The following is a 17,797-nucleotide window of genomic DNA, read 5'->3' as shown; positions in this document are numbered from 1 at the left end:
AGCGCGGCATCGTGAGCACTATTGCCGGCGCCGCCGCAGGCCTACCTGCATGGCAGGAGCAAAAGCCATGAAGCGTTTGATCTTTGCGGGTAGCTTGCTGCTCGCGTCGGGGACGGTGAGCTTCGCCGACGGACTTTTCTGGGTGGTCGGCAACCGCGCCACCGGAAAATGCAACATCGTGACCAGCAACCCGGTCATCATCGGCGATATCTGGTTCGGCGACGGTCCCTACAAATCGAGGGCCGATGCCAAGCTTGCCCGTTCGACGATCCGTGCCTGTCCCGTGCCTACGCCGGACGAGGAAAAAGCCGAGGACGGCACGAACTAGCCTGCATCTAGTGCAGGGCGTTGCCGCCGCGCTCGACCAGGCCGCGATCGGCGGCTGCGGCGTAAGCCTTTGCAAGCTCCGATTCCAGGTGCTCGTTGATCAGCAGCAGCGCCCTCACGGCACCGCGCAGATCGCCGTTGCAGCTCGCCACGATCTCGTCGATCGCAGTGTCGTTCGATCTGAAGCTCATCGAAAATCCTCCGGTTCAAATCAGGACAAATCCTGCCGGTCTTTCCCGCATCCCCTGAGGTTGCCCCGGGGCCTGCGAGGAGGATCGGCGCCCACCCGCGCCTAGATGGCGGAACCGACCATGGCGATTATATGGAGGCCGCGATGACGGCCCCATGAAGCTGTTCCGAGGCTTGCGTGTCCTCCTGGAATATTGTTGATTCTATTGAGTTTTCACGTTCTTCAATTATGCACATATCCACAGCCCCGGCAGTTTCGGCGCAAGCGCGGAAGGCTGGCGGAGCGAAACTGCCGCCCATAACGCCCGTAACTGCCCTGTGCCCAGGATCACCCGGATTCTCTCCATGATCGTGATGTCAGTCGTGACGGCGCTGGTTCAGCTGGCGCTGGTCACGCAGGCTGGAATCGTCGCCGTGCAGCGCGCCTTTCCGCCGCAGGGCGGGATGGTCGAGGTTGATGGCGCGACGCTTCACGTCGTCGATATCGGTCCGCGCGAAGCAGGCCTGCCGATCGTGATGCTGCACGGCGCGAGCTCCAATCTCGAAGCGATGCGGCGCCCGCTCGGCGACCTGCTCGCCAAAGATCATCGCGTCATCCTGGTCGACCGTCCCGGCCATGGCTGGAGCACGCGCGCGCGGCGCGAGGATTCGACGCCGCAGGTCCAGGCGCGGATGATCGATGAGGCGCTTGGCAAGCTCGGGATCGAGCGCGCGGTCTTCGTCGTGCATTCCTGGAGCGGCGCGCTCGGCGCGCGGATCGCGCTCGATCATCCCGGCCGCGTCGCCGGCCTCGTCATGCTCGCTCCCGTCACCCATCCCTGGCGCGGCGGTGTCGGCCGTTACAATGAGTTCATCGCAACGCCGGTGATCGGTCCGCTGCTCGCCTACACGATCACCCTGCCGCTCGGGTACTTTCTGGCCGAGCCCGGCGCGCGCAACGTGTTTCTGCCGCAGATGATGCCGGATGGATTCGTGCAGGACTCCGCGACGCCGCTGCTGCTGCGCCCGCGCGAGTTCATCGCCAATGCCTATGATCTGGTGACGCTGAAGGAGGCGGTGACTGCGCAAGCCGCGCGCTATGGCGAGATCTCGGTGCCGGTCACGATCATTGCCGGCGAGCCCGACAAGACGGTGAAGACCAACATCCACGCGCGCCCGTTCGCGGCCATGGTGCCGCATGCGAAGCTGATCGTGCTGCCCGATCTCGGCCACATGGTGCAGAACGCCGTGCCGGAGCTCGTGAAGACGGAAATCGAGACGATGATCGGTAGCATCGCCCCGGCACAGGCGGCGGCTGATTAAGCTTTTTCGCGCGAAGTGGCTGCACCCGTAGAGCTCTCGTAGGGTGGGCTAAGGCGCATTTGCGCCGTGCCCACGAGCTCTCTCGGTCGCGAAAGATACGTGGGCACGCTTCGCTTTGCCCACCCTACGGCACCGTGCCTGTGTCGCCCTCTGTCAATCCGCTTCGCTAAAAATGTTCCACTTTACCGAAATTCGGTTTCGGCGTATGTGTCGCCCATCCCGGCTCACCCAAGAGGGGCGACTATGTGGTCGTCACTGTCGCGAGCCGGGCTTGCGGTGGACGCGGCAGCGTCGGCACGAGAGGCGCGGGCAGGGCGGGTAGTCCCTGTGAGCCCGAGGCTTCGTGCGGACGACGGCGCTGCAAGGCTTCGTCTCGTCTGTAAGTTTCCGGCTTCGTCGACAGGGCTCGGGAAAACTGCGGCGAAATGGCGGGCCGTGCGTACGGCAAAACCGTGTGGTCCTGGCCGTCGTTGCTACGGTCAAGTCCTTGCGAAGGTGCGAGCGAGCCCAACCGGGCAGACTGCATCATCCAAATTCGCGGGGCGAGGGAGGCCAGAAGGAATGGTCGGCTCCCGGGAGATCACGGCATAAGCCGTCCAACCACCGCGCAGGGAAGGCCGAGTGATCGGCGACACCTGTATGCTGCTGTGCGGTTCTTCTGCGTGTGCCTATTGCGCAGCGGACCGCGGGTGCGAGCCGGCACCCGGCCTTCCCTGCGCCCTCTTGGATGAGAGGGTGGAGCGACCAAGCAAAGCTCGGGCGAACGCGCCGCGAGGCCGCAAAGCTGCGTGTGCGATTGAGCTGCGTGCCACAAACCAGATCTCGTAGGGTGGGCAAAGCGCAGCGTGCCCACGCCTTGTTGCTCATGGAGAGAGATCGTGGGCACGGCGCTACGCGCCTTTGCCCACCCTACGGCACTGCAGCTGGGATGTGCATTGGAGCATCGCGATGCCGCCCTTGCTCCGTCATTGCGAGGAGCTCTTGCGACGAAGCAATCCAGAGTCTTTCGGAGGAATGATTCTGGATTGCTTCCGCCTTCGCCAAGGCTTCGGCGGACAAGTCGCTGCGCTCGCAATGACGGCGCAAAAAAACGCGCCAAACAAAAAGCCGCAGCTTCGGTTCTGACTCGGTCAGAACCGAAGCCGAAGCTGTCGACCGATCCGTGCTTACTGCTTGATCTTCCCGTCCTTGTCGAACTGCGAGACATAGGCCCAGAGATTGTTGATCTCGGTCTCGTTCTTGATGCCGGCGAACGCCATCTTGGTGCCGGGGATCTTGGCCTTGGGGTCCTTGATGTATTCCTTGAACACGGCCTCGTCCCAGGTGATGCCGGAATTCTTGTTCGCGTCCGAGTAGCTGTAGCCCTCAGCCGTGCCCGACTTGCGGCCGTTGAGACCGTTGAGCTCGGGGCCGACCTTGTTCTTGGCGCCTTCGCCGATCGCGTGGCAGGCCAGGCATTTGTTGAACGATGTCTTGCCGGCCGCGACATCCTGCGCCATCGCGGCGGGTGCGGTGGCAATGACGGTGAGGATCGTCAGCGCGCCGAAAGTCAGTTTTGTCATAAGTGTGCTCTTCGTCTCTTCCCGGGTCAGATGGAGGGTCGTGGTTTTGGCAGGTTCGATGCAAGTGGACAAGCCGCGAAACTTTGACAGGTTTCCTGATAGCAGACTTGCCCCAGAGAGAACTTGCGCTGCAACAAAGCAATGAGACCTTCGGAGGACCTACCCAAAGACGGCAAGACATGATTGATTTGCCGAAACAATTCCATCCGTCGGACGAAGGCTCCACAAAATGGCCATCATGATGCCCGCAAGCGACCAGGCCGTGCTCGCGCGGCGTGCCGAGATCGTTGCTGCATTGCGCGCGTTCGTGCCCGGCGAGGGCGTGATCGATACGCCTGCGGAGATGCGGGCCTATGAATCCGACGGGCTGACGGCCTATCGGCAGCCGCCGATGGTCGTGGTGCTGCCCGATACGACCGAGCAGGTCTCCCTCATCCTGAAATATTGTGCAGGGCAAGGTATCAAAGTGGTGCCGCGCGGCTCCGGCACATCGCTCTCAGGCGGGGCGCTGCCGCTCGAAGACGGCGTGCTGCTGGGGCTCGGCAAGTTCAAGCGCATCCGCGAGATCGATTTCGACAATCGCGTCGTCGTCACCGAGCCCGGCGTCACCAACCTCGCCATCAGCCAGGCGGTCGCTCATGCCGGCTTCTATTACGCGCCCGACCCGTCCTCGCAGATCGCCTGCTCGATCGGCGGCAATGTCGCGGAGAATTCCGGCGGCGTGCACTGCCTCAAATACGGCATGACCACCAACAACGTGCTCGGTTGCGAGATCGTGCTGATGAGCGGCGAGATCCTGCGCATCGGCGGCAAGGGGTGCGAGAACCCGGGCTACGATTTGATGGGCGTCATCACCGGCTCGGAAGGGCTGCTCGGCGTCATCACCGAGATCACGGTGCGCATCCTGCAGAAGCCGGAGACGGCGCGTGCGTTGATGGTCGGCTTCGCCGAGGTCGAGGCCGCCGGCGAATGCGTGGCGCGGATCATCGGCGCCGGCATCATTCCTGGCGGCATGGAGATGATGGACAAGCCCGCGATCCACGCCGCCGAGGCCTTCGTCCATGCCGGCTATCCGCTCGATGTCGAAGCGCTGCTCATCATCGAGCTCGACGGGCCCAAGATCGAGGTCGACGAGCTGATCACGCGCGTCGAGACCATCGCACGCGGCTGCGGCTCGGTAACGCTGCAGATCTCCAATTCGGAAGCCGAGCGCAATCTGTTCTGGGCCGGCCGCAAGGCTGCGTTCCCCGCCGTCGGCCGGATCTCGCCGGACTATCTCTGCATGGACGGCACAATTCCCCGCGGCGCGCTGCCGAAGGCGCTGGCGCGCATCCGCGAGCTCGGCGAAAAATACCAGCTCGGCTGCGCCAACGTGTTCCACGCCGGTGACGGCAATCTGCACCCGCTGATCCTCTACGATGCCAACAAGCCCGGCGAGATCGAGCGCGCCGAGGCCTTCGGCGCCGATATCCTGCGCGCCTGCGTCGAGTTCGGCGGCGTGCTCACCGGCGAGCACGGCGTCGGCATCGAGAAGCGCGACCTGATGCCCGACATGTTCAGCGAGATCGACCTCAACCAGCAGCAGCGGCTGAAATGCGCCTTCGATTCGCAAGGCCTGCTCAATCCCGGAAAAGTGTTTCCGACCCTGCACCGCTGCGCCGAGCTCGGCCGCATGCATGTGCATGCCGGCAAGCTGGCGTTTCCGGATCTCCCGCGGTTCTAGCGTCGGTCGCTGCGCCTTCGCTGCAACCGCCAAATTTGCTTTCCGTTCTAAACTTGGATACCGGCTCAGTCGTGGATACGCTTAAGGTCAGAGACGCCAAAGACGTCGAAGAGGTGGTGCGCGCGGCGATTGCCAATGAGCAGCCGCTCGAGATTATCGGTCACGGCTCCAAGCGCGGCATCGGCCATGCCATGGCGACCAACGCCGTGCTCGACCTCTCCGCGCTGAACGCCGTCACCTCCTACGAGCCGAACGAGCTGATCATCACGCTCCAGGCCGGCGCGCCGCTGGCCGATGTGCTGGCGCTGATCGATACCAAGAACCAGCAATTCGCGTTCGAGCCTGTCAACACCGCGCCGCTGCTCGGCACGCCCGCGCTCGGAACCATCGGCGGCATGATCGCGGCCGGGCTGGCCGGGCCGCGGCGGATCAGGGCGGGCGGGGCGCGCGACCATTTGCTCGGGGCGCACGCCGTCTCGGGCTTCGGCGACAGCTTCAAGACCGGCGGCAAGGTGGTGAAGAACGTCACCGGCTACGACCTCTGCAAGCTGCTCGCGGGGTCCTGGGGCACGCTGTCCGTCATGACCGAGGTCACGCTGAAGGTGATGCCCAAGCCCGAGGCCGAGCGGACGCTGCTGCTGCGCGGGTTAGATGATGCCGCCGCCAACAAGGCGATGACCGCGGCGCTCGGCTCGCCCTTCGACGTTTCCGGTGCCGCGCATCTGCCGAAATCGGCGTTCCGGGCCAAGACCGACGGGCTTGGTGATCTCGCAGGCCAGGACGAGGCGCTGACTGTGCTGCGGCTCGAGGGCATCACGGCCTCAGCCGCCCACCGCGCCAACTCGCTGCGGGAATTGCTGGCGCCGTTCGGAACCGCGACGCTGATCGAGGACGCGGCGTCTGCCGCGCTGTGGGCCACGATCCGCGACGTGCTGCCGTTCGCGGCCAGCGGCGCGCTTGGCGCCTGGCCGGTTTGGCGGATCGTCTGCCCGCCGGCCTCAGGCGCTGCGCTCGGCTCGCAATTGGCGCGCGAGACCGGCGGCGACGTGATCTATGATTGGGGCGGCGGTCTGATCTGGGCGGCATTGCCGCCAAAGGGCGACGCGCATGCTCCGGCTGTTCGGATGCGTGCCAACGCCGTCGGCGGTCACGCCACGCTGATCCAGGCGGCCGAGGACGTCAGGCGCGAGGTCGACGTCTTTCATCCGCAGGCGCCGGGCATTGCCGCCCTGAGCGAGCGGGTGCGCGCCAGTTTCGATCCAAAGGCCGTTCTCAACCGGGGCCGCTTGAGCCGAGGCGCTGTGGCATGAAGACCGAATTCTCACTCGCCCAGCTTGCCGATCCCGACATCGCGGAAGCCGACAAGATCCTGCGCGCCTGCGTCCATTGCGGCTTCTGCACCGCAACCTGTCCGACCTATGTGCTGCTCGGTGACGAGCTCGATAGTCCGCGCGGCCGCATCTACCTGATCAAGGAGATGCTGGAGAAGGACCAGGCGCCGACGGCGGAGGTGGTCAAGCACGTCGACCGCTGCCTGTCGTGCCTGGCCTGCATGACGACCTGCCCCTCAGGGGTGAACTACATGCATCTCGTCGACCAGGCCCGAGTCAGGATCGAGCAGCGCTATCAGCGGCCGCTGGCCGAGCGGCTGCTGCGCCAGGTGCTGGCCTTCGTCCTGCCGGATCCGCAGCGTTTCCGCATCAGCATGGTGCTGGCGCGGCTGGCCCGTCCGCTTGCCGTTTTCCTGCCGACGCCGCGGCCCTCGGCGACGCCCGGCCTGATCCAGCGCATCAAGGCGATGCTGGCGCTGGCCCCGCACCGGCTGCCGCCGCCGGGCCCCGCCGCGGGCAGCGTGTTCGCGGCGCTCGGCAAGAAGCGCGGCCGGGTCGCGCTGCTCCAGGGCTGCGCCCAGCAGGTCCTGGCGCCGCGCATTAACCAGGCGGCCATCAGTCTTCTCACCCGCCACGGCGTTGAGGTTGTCCTGGTCCGGGACGAGCAGTGCTGCGGCGCGCTGACCCATCACCTCGGCAACGATCAGGATGCATTGGCGCGGGCGCGAGCCAACGTTGCGGCGTGGCGGAAGGAAGCGGCCGGCGAGGGGCTCGACGCCATCCTGGTGACGGCGTCCGGCTGCGGCACAGTGATCAAGGACTACGGCTATCTGCTGCGCGAGGATGCTGCGTTCGCCGCCGATGCGGCGAGGGTGTCCGCGCTCGCCAAGGACATCACCGAATACATCGCCGGCCTCGCACTCGAGCCGACTGCGCGACATGACAACATCGTCGTCGCCTATCACTCGGCGTGTTCGTTGCAACATGGGCAGAAAATCACGGGCCTTCCGAAAGAATTGCTTTCCAAGAATGGATTCGTGGTGAAAGATGTACCCGAGAGCCATTTGTGTTGCGGCTCGGCGGGGACCTACAACATTCTCCAGCCCGAGCTTGCGGGCCGGTTGCGCGATCGCAAGGTCGCCAACATCGCAAGCGTCAAGCCGGACATGATTGCCGCGGGCAATATCGGCTGCATGGTGCAGATTGCCAGTGGCACGTCAGTTCCGGTCGTACACACGATTGAGCTTCTCGATTGGGCTACGGGCGGGTCGCGGCCGGCATTGAACGCGCAAGTTTGAGCTTTCAAGCCTGAGCTTTCCTCCGGAGGCGACGGTAGAACGACGCCCGATCGACCATTGTTCGTCGGCAACAGGAGGACCACGATGGCGAAAGCGAAGAAGAAAAAAAGCAAGAAGGCCAAAAAGGCGAAGAAGGCTGTAGCGGCGAAGAAGTCCGCGAAGAAGTCTGCCAAGAAATCCACGAAGAAAGCTGCCAGGAAAACTGCCAAGAAAGCTGGCAAGAAAGCTTCGAAGAAGGCCGCCCCAAAGAAGGCCGCCAAGAAGGCTGTGAAGAAGACAGCCAAGAAAGCAGCCAAGCCGGCTGCACCGAAGAAGGCCGCGAAGAAAGCGGCACCGAAGAAGGCGAAGGCAGCGCCCGCGCCGAAGCCGTCAGCGCCGGCGCCAGCTCCGGCTCCCGAGCCGGCCGCCGAGACGAGCTGGGCGATGCCTTCGTCTTCTGCGGAAGCGGCACCGGCCGAGGGGCAAAGCTAGCTCCCGTCCTGCGACCGCGATCGCCAACAGGGAAGGCCGCTGCGGTGACGCTGCGGCCTTTTTGCATCGCCGCAAGTACCTCCCGAAGCCGTCTCTTCCCCCCGCCAGCCTGATTCGTAGCCCGGTTGCCACGCTAGCTGCCTTCCCCGTACTTGCACGGTCCCTTCGTGCACTTTGGAATGCAAATAATGTGATCGAGAAGACACACAGGGCGACAACCTTTCGTGGAATCGTCAAAACGCCCAAAAAGTCGGCAGATGCCCGTGATTTTTGCTTCACGGTCCCCATCCCTCAATCCAGATTGTCGCAGTAACGCAATTTTGCAGACAAGTCGTTTGCCCCGGGGGGCTTCCGGGATCCGACTGGGTAAGAACTGACGATGGGGATCGAAATGAAGAAAGTGGCTTTGTTGGCAACGGCGCTGGCAATGGTGACGACGGGTTCGGCTTTCGCGGCAGACTTGCGCGTGAAGGCGTTGAAAGCCCCGCCGCCACCCGCCTTCGACCCCTGGGATATCGCCTTCGGCGGCGCGATCATGAGCAACTACGTCTTCCGCGGTATCACCCAGTCGAACAACAAGCCGTCGGTCGCGGCTTATTTCGAGCCGCGCTACAACGTCACCAAGGACCTGCAGCTCTATGTCGGCGTCGCCGGTGAGAGCATTTCCTTCCCGAACCGCGCCGCGGCTGAGATCGACATCTACGGCGGTATCCGCCCGACCTTCGGTGCCTTCGCCTTCGACATCGGCGTCTGGGGTTACCTGTATCCGGGTGGGACCTGCTATTACGGCGCCGGCTTCGACACCGCCGGCAATCCGCTCAGCGCAGAATGCGCCGCCAACGCGTTGGCGAACGGAAACGTCATGAAGAAGGACGTCAGCTTCTTCGAAGTCTACGGCAAGATGACCTACACGGTGAACGACAACTGGGCGTTCGGCATCAACGAGTTCTATTCGCCGAACTTCCTCAACACCGGCGCCTGGGGCAACTACACCTCGGTCACGGCCAAGTGGACGGCGCCGAGCACGACGTTCGGTTCGAGCGGCGTCGGCATGTATGTGTCGGGCGAATTCGGCCGTCAGTGGTTCGGCACCTCCGACTCATTCTACGGCACCGGCATCGCCAGCCCGCTCGGCGGCGGCCCGTTCCCGAACGGCATCAAATACGCTGACTACAACACCTGGAACGTCGGCGTCGGCTTCACCTACAAGGTGATGACCCTGGATCTCCGTTACTCCGACACTGACCTCTCGAAGGCTAACTGCAACGCCTTCACCAGCGACAACACCGCCACCTTCAGCAGCAGCTACAGCAGCATCAATCCGTCGGGCGTCGGCTCCAAGTGGTGCGGCGCGACCGGCATCGCCAAGCTCTCGTTCGACCTGACGGCGATGACCAACCTGAAGTAAGTTTGTTCCCGAGACCATCTACGAGGGCGGCAGAGCAATCTGCCGCCCTTTTGCTTTTGGGCCGCGGGCCCGCCCTGGTAGTTCGAGATGCCGGCCGGCCCCTCAGCGCGCTGCGGTCGGCTCCGCCCGGGCCGGCTCGCCGGCTTTACCGAGGACGTAGATCTCGCCGTCCTCCACCAACGCCACCTTCCGGGTGTGGAAGGCGTCGAGCGTCGAGCGGTGGCCGATCGAGACGATGGTGGCCTGCGGCAGCTTCTCCGTCAGCAGCCGATAGAGCCGGTCCTCGGACGGCTCGTCCAGCGAGGCGGTCGCCTCGTCGAGGAAGAGATAGTCCGGCATGTGCAGCAGCGCACGAGCAAGCCCAAGGCGTTGCTGTTCGCCGAGCGACAATGTCCGGTTCCAGTGGCCGTGCTCGTCGAGCCGGTCCGCCAGCCGCGGCAGGCCGACGGCAATCAAGGCGTCGCGGATCTTCTCGGGCGGGACCGAGCCGTGCTCAGTCGGGTAGATGATGGCGTCGCCAAGCGCGCCGATCGGGAAATACGGCCGCTGCGGCAGCATCATCAGCTTCGACGTCTCGGGAATGGCGATCGTGCCGGTGCCGAACGGCCAGACGCCGGCGATGGCCCGGAACAGTGTCGACTTGCCGGAGCCCGACGGGCCGGTCACCAGCACCCGCTCCGACGGCTGGATCGTGAAGGCATCGGCTGCGACCAGAGGCGCGCCGTTCGGCAGTTTGACGAGCAATTGCTCGAGCGCGATGGCCTTGCCGTTCGCTGGTGCGATGTCGATGGTCGGTTCGAGCGCTGCGCCGTAGGCGGCGGAGCTGACCGACATCTCGAAGCCATCGAGGCGGGCGATCACCGCGCGCCACTCTGCGAGCGAGCGATAGGCGGTGACGAAGAAGGACAGCGCATCCTGCACGCTGCCGAACGCCGAGCCGGTCTGCATCATGTCGCCGAGCTGGATGCGCTTGGCGAAGTAGGCAGGCGCCACCACCACATAGGGAAAGAGCGTCGCGGCCTGACCGTAGCTTGCCGTGAAGGCGGTCAGGCGCTTGGTCCGGCCCATGATCTCGTACCAATTGCCGATGACGAAGCCGAAGCGCCGCAGCAGATGCCCTCGCTCCGCGTTCTCGCCTTTCAAAAGGGCGATCTGCTCGGAATTTTCGCGCACGCGGATCAGGTTGAAGCGGAAGTCGGCCTCAAAGCGCTGCTGCTCGAAATTGAGATTGATGAGCGGGGCGCCGATCCAGTGCGTCAGCGCGGTACCCAGAATAGCGTAGGCCAGGGCGCACCAGACCAGAAAACCGGGCACGAGGATATCGGTGCCGTAAATGTACAAGGGGGCCTTGTAGGACAGGCCCCAGAGGATGACCACGAACGAGGCCAGCGTCACGATCGACGACAACAGGCCGAGGCCGATGGTCAGCGTTTGCTCGACGAAATTCTTGAGGTCCTCGGTGATGCGCTGGTCCGGATTGTCGGCGGCATCGCCCTTGAGCTGCATGCGGTAATGCGTGGCGCCCTCGAGCCATTCGCCGAGATAGTGTTGCGTCAGCCATTGCCGCCAGCGGATCTGGAGCCACTGGTTCAGGTAGAGTTTGTAGACGGCCAGCGCGACGAAGGTGAAGGCAAGCCCAAGGAAGATCCAGACCTCCTTGACGAATTCGGGCAGATCGTAGGCCTGCAATGCGCTGTAGAACCGGTTCTGCCACTGATTGAGCAGCACGTTGATCGCGACCAGCACCAGCTCCATCGCGACGACGACGGCGAGCAGGCCGCGGCCGGCCCATTTGTCTTCCGACCGGAAATAGGGGACGGCGATTCGCCAGACGATCGCGAGCGTGGCGCTGATGTTCTTCACAGAGCGGGGTCTCCTGGGGGGATGTGCACAAATGCCCTGAGCCAACCACTTGAGGCAATGGCGAAAAGCGGCGCGCTTAGACTAAAGTCGCAAGGTCTGCAATTTGCGTTGTCTTGTCGCACCCCGCAACCCTAGCATGGGGTTCGACGGCGCGGGGTAGGGGTGCTCGGGGATTTCGCGAGCTTGTGAGCGGGACGGGAACCGCCGCATTCGCGAGGAATTCGCGTCCAGCTCGAGGGTTATCGCTTCCAGCGTCAAGCAGGATCGGCTCTCCACGCGGGCCGTCTGCCGCAAACATGCGTGGGGAGGAAGACCATGTGGAATCAAGTCTATGATCCGCTGAACAGCCCGGTGCTGTCGACGATTGCGGCGGCGGTGCCCGTCGTCACGCTGCTGGTTCTGATCGCGAGCGGCCGCGTCCAGGCGCATATCGCGGCGGTCATCGCCGTGATCGTGGCCAATCTGATCACGATCTTCGTCTTCACCATGCCGGCGAACATGTCGATCCGCGCCTCGGTGCTGGGCATCGTCACCGGCTTTTTCCCGATCGGCTGGATCGTGCTCAACGTCATCTTCCTCTATCAGGTGACGGTGAGCACGGGACGCTTCGAATTGCTCAAGCGCGCCATCGGCGGCGTCACCGAGGACCGGCGGCTGCAATTGCTGCTGATCGCGTTCTCCTTCGGCGCGTTCTTCGAGGGCGCCTCGGGCTTCGGCACGCCGGTCGCCATCACCGGTGCCGTGCTGATCGGCCTCGGCTTCTCGCCGCTCGCGGCGTCCGGCCTGTCGCTGATCGCCAACACCGCGCCGGTCGCCTATGGCGCGCTGGGCACGCCGATCCAGGGCCTTGCCTCGGTCACCGGGCTCGATCCCTACATCCTCGGCGCCATGGTCGGCCGGCAATTGCCGGTCTTCTCGCTGATCGTGCCGTTCTGGGTGGTGTGGGCGTTCGCGGGCTGGAGGGGCATGAAGGATGTCTGGCCGGCGATCCTGGTCACCGGCGTGTCGTTCGCGATTCCGCAATTCGTGATCTCGAACTTCATCAACCCCTGGATCGTCGACATCGGTGCGTCGCTGATCTCGATGGGCGCGCTGATTCTGTTCCTCAAGGTCTGGCAGCCCAGGCAGCTCTGGCTGTCGCCGGCGCTGCGCGGCCGCGATGAATCGGCAGCCACCATGGCGGCGGCCAAACCGCTCGACAAGACGCCGCTGACGCAGAGCGAACTGTTCGGCGCGCTGCTGCCGTGGATCATCGTCTGCATCGTGATGCTGATCTGGGGTAACGGGGCGTTCAAGGCCTGGGCGAATTCGATCTTCGTCTGGAACTATCCCGTGCCCGAGCTGCACCAGATGATCAACAAGATGCCGCCTGTCGCGCCAGCGCCGACGAAAGAGAGCGCGGTGTTCGGCTTCACCTACCTGTCCTTCACCGGCACCGGCATGCTGATCGCGGCGATCATCTCCGGTGTCCTGATGGGCGTCGGTCCCGGCAAGCTCGTAACCGAGTACGGCCGCACCATCCGGCTCTGCGCGATCTCGCTGATCACGATCTCGGCGATGCTGGCGATCGGCACCTTGACGCGGCTCTCCGGCGTCGACGCGACGCTCGGCCTCGCCTTCGCCGCAACCGGCGTGCTCTATCCCTTCTTCGGCACGCTGCTCGGCTGGCTGGGCGTGGCGCTGACGGGATCGGACACCGCCTCCAACGTGCTGTTCGGAAACCTGCAGAAGATCACCTCCGAGCAGCTCGGCCTGTCGCCGGTCCTGATGGCCGCGGCGAACTCGTCCGGCGGCGTGATGGGCAAGATGATCGACGCGCAGTCGATCGTGGTCGCCTCCACTGCCACCAACTGGTACGGCCACGAGGGCACGATCCTGCGCTTCGTGTTCTGGCACTCGATCGTGCTGGCCTGTCTCGTCGGCGTGCTCGTGACGTTGCAGGCCTATGTCTGGCCGTTCACGGCAATGGTCCTGAAGTAGCAGGCCAACTCCGGCTCGAAGGCAAATCCCCGCGAGGTTCCGCCCCGCGGGGATTTTTGCGTCCAATCAAATCTCATCGCGCTCCAGGTGGCGCGAACCTTCTCAATGGCGCCGCCGTCTTATAGAAGGTGCGGCAAATCAGGTCGGACGAGAGGTCTCATGGTTTCGCTCAAGCGATTGGTGTGTGCTGCGGTTGCAATGCTCGCGATGACCATTGTCGCGCGTGCCGAGGACGGCTTCCCGTTCGGCACCGAGATGACGCTGGAAGCGCTGCCGCAAGCAGGCTCGAAGCGGATCCCGAACATCGAGATCGGCGACCATGGCGAGGTCGTGCTGGAGCTCTGGTGCAAGGGCGGCAAGGGCCAGTTCTCGGTCGCCGGCAACACCGTGATCTTCGTCCCCGGTCAGATCCAGGATCGCTCCTGCCCGCCGGCAAGGGCGCAGGCCGACGACGATCTGGTCGCGGCACTCAGCAGCGTCGAGACCTGGAAGCGTCAGGGCGACGTGCTGACGTTGATCGGCCCCAAGCCGCTGCGTTTTCGCACGACGGGGAATTAGCTCCGCTCTTGTGTCCCGGACGCGCTGCAGCGTGCAACGCTGCTGCGCAGAGCCGGGACCCAAACTCGATCGGCGACTGCGCGGGGCCTCTGGGCCCCGGCTCTGCAGCGCATCACTGACGTGCTGCGCAGCGTCCGGGGCACGAAAGCCTACTTCCACACCGATTTGTCGGCATCCCAGCGCTGGCCCTTAAGCTCCTTGGTGAGCGCCTCGATTGAACCGTTGTCGTCGGGCTGCTCGCCTTCCTCGTCGACCGAGGTGTCGTCGGAGAGATTGAGCTTAGCGCCGCTGCTCTCGTCGGCGGTCGTCGTCGCGGGGCTGCCGATCCAGAGCATGAGCTTGTCGGTCGTGCCCGGCTTGTCGGGCGAGACGAGCCCTGCGACCTCGATCGTGTCGGTGAGATCGAGCGCGGGGAAGTCAGGGTTCGGCCGCTTGAAGACCAGCTTGAGCTTGCCCGTGGCGGGGTTGAAGCTCTGCGAGATCGGCTTTGCCGCGAGCGTCCGGCTCAAAACGTTCGAAACGGCCGCCGCGAGCTTGTCCTTGCTGATCTTGTCGCCGTCGCGCCAGTCGGCCGCGGCGAAGCGGATGGTGCGGTCCATCTCGGTCATGCCCGCAGTCCACCCCGCGGCGGTGACGCCCGGCGTCGCCTTGAATTTCGCCAGCAGCGCGCCGGCGCGCTCGGGATCGACCGACATGTTGATGGTCTGCTCGCCTGCGCGCAGGGCATCGCAGCCAACCGTGAGGCTCGCCAGCGTCACCTCGACCGCCTGGCCCTTCAGGCTCTTCAGGAAGTCGGTTGCAGCGTCGAGCTTGACCTTGACCGCGATCGCTTCCGGCGAGACGTCGGTGAAATCCTTCGGCTGCGGCGTGATGCCGTCGTCGGAGGTCTGGTTGTCCTGAAATTCCTTTTCGCTGAGATCGGAATTGTCGGGCGAGGTCACCTCGGTCACCACCTGGCCAATGCTGATCTGGCCGCGGAATTCGAAGGTGTCCCCGGCTTGCTTGCGCAGCAGCTTGACGCTGACGGGCGACTTCTCGCTGATGCTCTGCGTGGTGCCGGTCAGGGTCTGGCCCGCGACCTGCAGATTGACGACGAAGCGGTCCTTGCGGTCGGAATTCTTTGCGACGGGATAGCAGACGTCGAGCACGGCCGCCGTCACCGTCTTGCCCTGGCGCGTCTCCTTCAGGATCACGTCCGCATTGCCGTCCATCAGCCCGTCGATCGAGGTGAAATAGCGCGTCTCCGGACCGCCGGGCATCGTGGCCTTCGGCGACAGCTTCATCTGGGCGGAGGCGGGATGCGGAGAAGCTGCAAGCAGAGCCGCCAAAACGGCTGTCGAACAAACCAGAAGCGCACGCATCGATGAAATCCTCGCGCAACGGGCATGATCCGGAAAGGTGTGAAGCGGTTTTCCGAGAGGATCATGCCCAAACAATTCGAATCGGCGCGTCACCGTAGTGGGTTTTGGCCGACGGTTGAATCGGAAAGCGGAGGGGCAGGGTCGGCAAAAAAGAAGGCCGCCCGGAGGCGGCCTTCGCAACACTGTAACGGAACGGAGGCTTAGAAGCCTCCCATGCCGCCGCCGGCGGGCATCGCGGGCGGGGCTTCCTTCTTCGGCGTTTCGGCGACCATGGCCTCGGTGGTGACCAGCAGGCCGGCCACGGAGGAGGCGTCCTGGAGCGCGGTGCGCACCACCTTGGCGGGATCGATGATGCCCTTCTCGACCATGTCGACATAGTCCTCGTTCTGGGCGTCGAAGCCGAAGGTCTCGGACTTGTTCTCCAGGATCTTGCCGACGACGATCGAGCCTTCCACGCCCGCGTTCTCGGAGATCTGGCGGATCGGGGCCTCCAGCGCCTTCAGCACGATGTTGATGCCGGCCTGGACGTCGGCATTGGCGTTGGTGAGACGACCCACCGCCTTCTTGGCGCGGAGCAGCGCGACGCCGCCGCCGGGGACGATGCCTTCCTGCACCGCGGCGCGGGTGGCGTTGAGGGCGTCCTCGACGCGGTCCTTCTTCTCCTTGACCTCGATCTCGGTGGCGCCGCCGACGCGGATCACCGCGACGCCGCCGGCCAGCTTGGCGAGGCGCTCCTGGAGCTTCTCACGGTCGTAGTCCGAGGTGGTCTCCTCGATCTGCGCCTTGATCTGGCCGACACGGGCCTCGATGTCCGGCTTCTTGCCGGCGCCCTTGACGATCGTGGTGTTCTCCTTGTCGATCACGACCTTGCCGGCGCGGCCCAGCATCTTCACCGTGACGTTTTCAAGCTTCATGCCGAGGTCTTCGGAAATGAGCTGGCCGCCGGTGAGGATGGCGAGGTCCTCGAGCATGGCCTTGCGGCGATCGCCGAAGCCCGGCGCCTTGACGGCGGCGACCTTGAGGCCGCCACGGAGGCGGTTGACGACCAGGGTGGCCAGCGCCTCGCCCTCGACGTCCTCGGCGATGATGACGAGCGGCTTGCCCGACTGCACCACGGCTTCCAGCACCGGAAGCATGGCCTGCAGGCCCGAGAGCTTCTTCTCGTGCAGGAGGATGTAGGCATCCTCGAGCTCGGCGGTCATCTTCTCGGGGTTGGTGACGAAGTAGGGGCTGAGATAGCCGCGGTCGAACTTCATGCCCTCGACGATGTCGACTTCGGTGTCGAGCGACTTGTTCTCTTCGACGGTGATGACGCCTTCGTTGCCGACCTTCTGCATCGCCTGGGCGATCATCTTGCCGATGGCGGCATCGCCGTTGGCCGAGATGGTGCCGACCTGGGCGACCTCGGAGGAGGCGGCGACCGGCTTGGCGCGCTTCTCGATGTCCTTGATGACCGCAGCAACCGCGCTGTCGATGCCGCGCTTGAGGTCCATCGGGTTCATGCCGGCGGCAACGGCCTTGGCGCCTTCGCGCACGATGGCCTGGGCCAGCACGGTGGCAGTGGTGGTGCCGTCACCGGCGAGGTCGTTGGTCTTGGAGGCGACCTCACGCACCATCTGGGCGCCCATGTTCTCGAACTTGTCCTCGAGCTCGATCTCCTTGGCGACGGTGACGCCGTCCTTGGTGATGCGGGGTGCGCCGAAGCTCTTCTCGATGACGACGTTGCGGCCCTTCGGGCCGAGCGTCACCTTGACGGCGTTGGCAAGAACGTCGACGCCGCGCAGCATGCGATCGCGCGCGTCTCCGGAAAACTTGACGTCTTTGGCAGCCATTTTAGCAATCCCTCGTGTGTGGTGATGTGTCTGCCGCTCGCCCGTCGCATCAATCCCGGATTCGTGGACCGAACCCGGCGGAATGATGGATGCCCGGATCGCCTGGATCCGGGCATGACATTCAGCGGCTGTTCAGGCGGATGGCCTTAGGCCAGTACGCCCATGATGTCCGACTCCTTCATGATCAGGAGCTCTTCGTTGTCGATCTTGACCTCGGTGCCCGACCATTTGCCGAACAGCACGCGGTCGCCGACCTTGAGGTCGATCGGGGTCAGCTTGCCGGTCTCGTCACGGCCGCCGGGGCCGACGGCGACGACCTCGCCCTGGGACGGCTTTTCCTTGGCGCTGTCCGGAATGATGATGCCGCCCTTGGTCTTTTCCTCGGCGTCGATACGTTTGACCACGACACGGTCATGCAGCGGACGAAATTTGGATTTAGCCATGACGTTTCCCTTTGGAGGCTCGCTTCGGAAGTAGTGAAGTGGGTGGGGCGGCGCTTCCGTCCGCCCCCTATCCCGAGGATCGAACGGCGTGCTTAGCAATCGGGCTTTCCGAGTGCTAATAGTGGGCCCGGAAATATGGCTTGGCCGCG

The 17,797-nt window shown here is 64.4% G+C and carries 15 protein-coding genes; 9 read left to right on the top strand and 6 right to left on the bottom strand.

All coding sequences use genetic code 11. The annotated features are described in order from the left end of the window. Positions 1-67: 67 nt before the first annotated feature. Positions 68-328, top strand: a complete 261-nt coding sequence (locus tag GGD61_RS06425) for a hypothetical protein (protein ID WP_026202573.1) — start codon at positions 68-70, stop codon at positions 326-328. A 7-nt stretch (positions 329-335) separates the two neighbouring features. Here the strand turns inward: GGD61_RS06425 and GGD61_RS06420 are convergent, their stop codons facing one another. Then, positions 336-518, bottom strand: a complete 183-nt coding sequence (locus tag GGD61_RS06420) for a hypothetical protein (RefSeq protein WP_038972834.1) — start codon at positions 516-518, stop codon at positions 336-338. A 343-nt stretch (positions 519-861) separates the two neighbouring features. Between GGD61_RS06420 and GGD61_RS06415 the strand changes: the two genes are divergently transcribed. Continuing rightward, positions 862-1,818 carry an alpha/beta fold hydrolase gene (locus GGD61_RS06415; RefSeq protein ID WP_183230436.1) on the top strand — a complete coding sequence of 319 codons (957 nt, stop codon included), beginning with the start codon at positions 862-864 and terminating at the stop codon, positions 1,816-1,818. 1,166 nt (positions 1,819-2,984) lie between these two features. Here the strand turns inward: GGD61_RS06415 and cycA are convergent. Continuing rightward, entirely contained in the window at positions 2,985-3,380 is a 396-nt protein-coding gene (gene cycA, locus GGD61_RS06410) for a cytochrome c-550 CycA (protein WP_018321894.1), read from the bottom strand. A gap of 229 nt (positions 3,381-3,609) precedes the next feature. Here cycA and GGD61_RS06405 point away from each other — a divergent pair, with 229 nt between their 5' ends. From GGD61_RS06405 to GGD61_RS06385, 5 genes are all read left to right on the top strand, one after another. Continuing rightward, positions 3,610-5,103 (top strand): FAD-linked oxidase C-terminal domain-containing protein, encoded by a 1,494-nt coding sequence (locus GGD61_RS06405; RefSeq protein ID WP_092255315.1) that lies wholly within the window; start codon positions 3,610-3,612, stop codon positions 5,101-5,103. Between the two features lie 71 nt (positions 5,104-5,174). Beyond that, positions 5,175-6,413 (top strand): FAD-binding protein, encoded by a 1,239-nt coding sequence (locus tag GGD61_RS06400; protein ID WP_183230435.1) that lies wholly within the window; start codon positions 5,175-5,177, stop codon positions 6,411-6,413. Further along, on the top strand, positions 6,410-7,732 hold the full coding sequence (gene glcF / locus GGD61_RS06395) for a glycolate oxidase subunit GlcF (RefSeq protein ID WP_092255312.1): 1,323 nt from the start codon (positions 6,410-6,412) through the stop codon (positions 7,730-7,732). The genes GGD61_RS06400 and glcF overlap by 4 nt, the downstream gene beginning before the upstream one ends. An 84-nt stretch (positions 7,733-7,816) precedes the next feature. After that, complete coding sequence (locus GGD61_RS06390; protein WP_092255309.1) at positions 7,817-8,203, top strand: histone; 387 nt, start codon at positions 7,817-7,819, stop codon at positions 8,201-8,203. 391 nt (positions 8,204-8,594) lie between these two features. Further along, on the top strand, positions 8,595-9,611 hold the full coding sequence (locus GGD61_RS06385; protein ID WP_026202635.1) for a TorF family putative porin: 1,017 nt from the start codon (positions 8,595-8,597) through the stop codon (positions 9,609-9,611). A 102-nt stretch (positions 9,612-9,713) separates the two neighbouring features. Here GGD61_RS06385 and GGD61_RS06380 read toward each other — a convergent pair whose 3' ends face one another. Further along, a complete protein-coding gene (locus tag GGD61_RS06380; RefSeq protein WP_092255306.1) occupies positions 9,714-11,474 on the bottom strand; it encodes an ABC transporter ATP-binding protein/permease in 1,761 nt (586 codons plus the stop codon). Between the two features lie 315 nt (positions 11,475-11,789). On the opposite strand from GGD61_RS06380, the gene GGD61_RS06375 reads away from it, so the two are divergent. After that, positions 11,790-13,454 carry an L-lactate permease gene (locus tag GGD61_RS06375; RefSeq protein WP_018321901.1) on the top strand — a complete coding sequence of 555 codons (1,665 nt, stop codon included), beginning with the start codon at positions 11,790-11,792 and terminating at the stop codon, positions 13,452-13,454. 159 nt (positions 13,455-13,613) lie between these two features. Then, the gene (locus GGD61_RS06370) at positions 13,614-14,012 is read left to right on the top strand and encodes an META domain-containing protein (RefSeq protein ID WP_177237062.1); all 399 of its coding nucleotides are present in this window, start codon (positions 13,614-13,616) and stop codon (positions 14,010-14,012) included. Between the two features lie 149 nt (positions 14,013-14,161). Here the strand turns inward: GGD61_RS06370 and GGD61_RS06365 are convergent, their stop codons facing one another. The 3 genes from GGD61_RS06365 to groES form a co-directional block, all read right to left on the bottom strand. After that, positions 14,162-15,373 carry a hypothetical protein gene (locus tag GGD61_RS06365; RefSeq protein WP_092255297.1) on the bottom strand — a complete coding sequence of 404 codons (1,212 nt, stop codon included), beginning with the start codon at positions 15,371-15,373 and terminating at the stop codon, positions 14,162-14,164. A gap of 200 nt (positions 15,374-15,573) precedes the next feature. Further along, on the bottom strand, positions 15,574-17,205 hold the full coding sequence (gene groL, locus GGD61_RS06360; RefSeq protein ID WP_018321904.1) for a chaperonin GroEL: 1,632 nt from the start codon (positions 17,203-17,205) through the stop codon (positions 15,574-15,576). Positions 17,206-17,351: 146 nt separating this feature from the next. After that, the gene (groES, locus tag GGD61_RS06355; RefSeq protein WP_018321905.1) at positions 17,352-17,648 is read right to left on the bottom strand and encodes a co-chaperone GroES; all 297 of its coding nucleotides are present in this window, start codon (positions 17,646-17,648) and stop codon (positions 17,352-17,354) included. Between the last annotated feature and the right edge of the window lie 149 nt (positions 17,649-17,797).

The organism is Bradyrhizobium sp. SBR1B, from assembly GCF_014198205.1.
Classification (GTDB): Bacteria; Pseudomonadota; Alphaproteobacteria; order Rhizobiales; family Xanthobacteraceae; genus Bradyrhizobium.
Note: the sequence above shows the minus strand (reverse complement) of the source record. Positions and strands in the feature narration are given on the sequence as shown.